This window comes from Streptomyces sp. RP5T, assembly GCF_003933965.1.
Classification (GTDB): domain Bacteria; phylum Actinomycetota; class Actinomycetes; order Streptomycetales; family Streptomycetaceae; genus Streptomyces.
The window spans coordinates 1-3,224 of sequence record NZ_RSAJ01000793.1 but is presented as its reverse complement, the minus strand read 5'-3'; the positions used below and the strand labels follow the sequence as shown (position 1 = coordinate 3,224).

Below are 3,224 nucleotides of genomic sequence, written 5' to 3'. Positions count from 1 at the left end.
GCTTGTCGGCATACGCCCCGATACGCTACCGCGCCCACCCCGCCCGACAGCGCAACCTGTCTCGCAAGAAACTTGACGACCCCTCACTTTGCCGAAATCACAGCCCACCGACAGCGACCGCTTCTACGGTGCCGTGTTCATGACAGAAACCCCCATGAACGACAGCATCGCCCGTCGCACCGTCCTGGTCGCCACGGGCGCCACCGCCGCCACCCTGGCCGTGGGCACCGCGGTGTCCAGGACCCAGCCGTCCCCCACGACGAACGCGGCGGACACGGCGGACATGACGGACACGGCCCCGGTCGCCGCCGCGGCGGTCTGCACCCTCACCAGGGAGATGACCGAGGGCCCCTACTACCTCGACGGCCAGTACGTCCGCTCCGACATCACCGAGGGCAAGACCGGCTTCCCGCTCAAACTCGCCCTCACCGTCGTCGACGACGACACCTGCGCCACGATCAGCAACGCCCTCGTGGAGATCTGGCACTGCGACGCGCTCGGCGAGTACTCCGGCTACGTCGGCAACAACGGCCACAACGAGCCCGACAGCGGCACCTTCCTGCGCGGCGGCGTGCTCACCGACTCCCGTGGCGTCGCCTCCATCACCACGGTCTACCCGGGCTGGTACCGGGGCCGCTGCGTGCACATCCACGTGAAAGTGCACGTGAACGTCACCCTCACCTCCGACGGCTCCTTCACCGGCGGCACCGAACTCCACACCGGCCAGCTCTTCTTCGACGAGCAGATCACCGCCAGGGTCGGCGCGCTCTCGCCGTACTCGGCCAACACGGTCACCCGCACCACCCTCGCCCAGGACGGGATCTACGACGACGGCGGCGCCGCGTCCGGTCTGCTGACCCTCACCGCCCTGGGCAGCAGCCCCTCCGCCGGCTACTCGGGCACCCTGACGCTCGGCGTCGAACGCTGATCACGCGTCGCCCGCCGCCCACAGAAGCGGCGGGCGACACCCGTTCACTTGCCCGGGCACTCCTTCCACGCCATGTGGTAGACGGTGCTGATGTCGCCGTCGGTCGAGTCCATCGTCATGAAGCTGACCTTGGACGGCGAGGAGGTGCCCGCGTTCACGCGGACCTCCGTGTTGATGTTGAAGTTGCGCTGCACCCCGCAGGGCGCCCAGACCAGCTGGGCCCAGTCGGTGGTGTCGGTCGCCTGCCAGTTGTCGTTGTAGGCGCCCGGGAAGGTGTGGGTCTTGAAGGCGGTCTGCGAGGAGCCCTGGAAGTAGTACGAGGCCCGCTGGACGCCGCTCGCCCCGGCCTGGAGCGAGGCGAAGCCGCGGTAGTCCGCGCTGGCGATGGCGTACGTGAAGCCCTGCGGGACGTGGACGATCAGGTTGAGCTGGCAGTTCTTGCGGAACGCGGTGGGGTCGGAGTTGCCGCCGACCTGGGCCAGGTAGTCGCTGTAGGTCACCGTGAACGCCGTGTTGTCCTCGGAGACCGCGACGGCCGCCGTGCCCGCGGGACAGCCGGAGCCGTTCACCGTGGCGACGTTGATGACGATCTTGTCCGGCGGCGGGTCGACGAACCCGCCGGAGGGGTTGTGCGCGGGCAGCGCCGCGGTCATGAGGGCGGCGACGGCGCCGCCCAGGAGCAGTCCACTAGCCATGGGGGGTCTCTCCTCTGCGCTGAAGTGTTGAAGCGTGGAGAACCTGTGTGGTTTCTGTGAAGCACCGCGGCGATCGAATCGTAGGGAGCGCCCTGGGACCCCGCCAGGGCGAACTCAAGCCATTCCGGCTATGGCCGAACTCACCTGTGCACAGGTGGAGTTGACCGGCTCAGGGGTTCTCCCACGCGGCCGGTTCGGCCGCGAGCCGGCGCACCGGCTCGGGGAGCGCGTCCCCCGCGATGTCGGCGACGGTGACGCCCTCCAGGATCTTGCGGACGTTGGCCCGCAGGGCGATCCACAGCGGGAGCAGGGGCTGCGCGGATCCCGTGTACTCCAGACCGGTGGGCCGCTCGCCGCGCACCGACACGATCGGCCCGTCGACCGCGCGGATGACGTCCGCGACCGTGATGGCCGAGGCCTCCCGCGCGAGCCGGTACCCGCCACCCCCGCCGCGCCTGCTGTCGACGATCCCGCCGCGCCTCAGATCACCGAGGATCCCCTCCAGGAACTTGTGCGGAATCTCCTGGACCGCGGCGATGGCCTCGGCCTTCACCGGCTCCGTGCCCTGCCGCACGGCAAGCTCCAGCACCGCCCGTACCGCGTAGTCCGCCCGTGCAGAGATCCTCATACGACAATTGTGCGGCGTACGGGCGGAGACAATGGCCACGCCACAATAGGCACACCAACCACACCCACGGACGGACTGGCGCAAGCGCGGCACGACCAGGAGGCGCTCCCTTGGAGCTGAGCAGACGTACATTCAGCGCCCTCGCCGGCACCACGGCGCTCGGCTTCGCGCTGAGCGGCAGTGGTGGGGAGACCACCCGGGCCTACGCCTCCCACAGCGTGCCCACCGGGCCCGCGCCGGGCGCGCCCGCCGCCGACCGGGCGCGGCACAAGGTCGGCTACGACAAGTACTCGCTGCTGGTCGACGGCCGGCGCCTGGTGCTGTGGTCCGGCGAGATGCACCCCTTCCGGCTGCCGAGCCCCTCGCTGTGGCGGGACATCCTGCAGAAGATGCGCGCCCACGGCTTCAACGCGGTGAGCGTGTACGTGGCCTGGAACTACCACTCCCCCGGCCCCGGCCGGTACGACTTCACCGGCGTCCGCGACCTGGACCTGTTCCTGCGCACGGCCGCCGAGACCGGCCTGTACGTGATCCTGCGCCCGGGCCCGTACATCAACGCCGAGGTCGACGGCGGCGGCTTCCCCGGCTGGCTCACGGCGACCGCGGGCCGGGCCCGCACCTCGGACCCCACCTATCTGTCGTACGTCGACGAGTGGCTGACCGAGGTGAACGCGATCGCCGCCCGGCACCTGTTCACCAAGGGCCGGGGCACGGTCCTGCTCTACCAGATCGAGAACGAGTACGACGCCTTCGTCGACGACCCCCTCGGCCGCGACTACATGTCCCACCTGTACAAGAAGGTGCGTGCCGACGGAATCGATGTTCCGCTGTTCCACAACGACAAGGGCAGGAACGGTCATTGGACTCCCGGCTCCTTCAACACCGCTGGCGAGGAGCGCGGTTGGCTCTACGGCTTCGACGGCTATCCCCTGCCGGGCGAAGTGCCGCCGGACTGGGGGGACTTCGGTGAGGG

General features: G+C 69.6%; 4 protein-coding genes. 2 read left to right on the top strand and 2 right to left on the bottom strand.

From position 1 onward, the window contains the following. The first annotated feature begins 139 nt into the window (after nt 1-139). Complete coding sequence (locus EHS43_RS41100) at nt 140-928, top strand: intradiol ring-cleavage dioxygenase (RefSeq protein ID WP_125195618.1); 789 nt, start codon at nt 140-142, stop codon at nt 926-928. A 44-nt stretch (nt 929-972) separates the two neighbouring features. Here EHS43_RS41100 and EHS43_RS41095 read toward each other — a convergent pair whose 3' ends face one another. Both EHS43_RS41095 and EHS43_RS41090 read right to left on the bottom strand, forming a co-directional pair. Next, the gene (locus EHS43_RS41095; RefSeq protein ID WP_125195617.1) at nt 973-1,623 is read right to left on the bottom strand and encodes a DUF4360 domain-containing protein; all 651 of its coding nucleotides are present in this window, start codon (nt 1,621-1,623) and stop codon (nt 973-975) included. Nucleotides 1,624-1,792: 169 nt separating this feature from the next. Further along, entirely contained in the window at nt 1,793-2,251 is a 459-nt protein-coding gene (locus EHS43_RS41090; RefSeq protein ID WP_125195616.1) for an Rrf2 family transcriptional regulator, read from the bottom strand. A gap of 110 nt (nt 2,252-2,361) precedes the next feature. Between EHS43_RS41090 and EHS43_RS41085 the strand changes: the two genes are divergently transcribed. Continuing rightward, nucleotides 2,362-3,224 (top strand): beta-galactosidase (locus EHS43_RS41085; protein ID WP_148104247.1); only part of this gene is annotated, 863 nt, incomplete at its 3' end.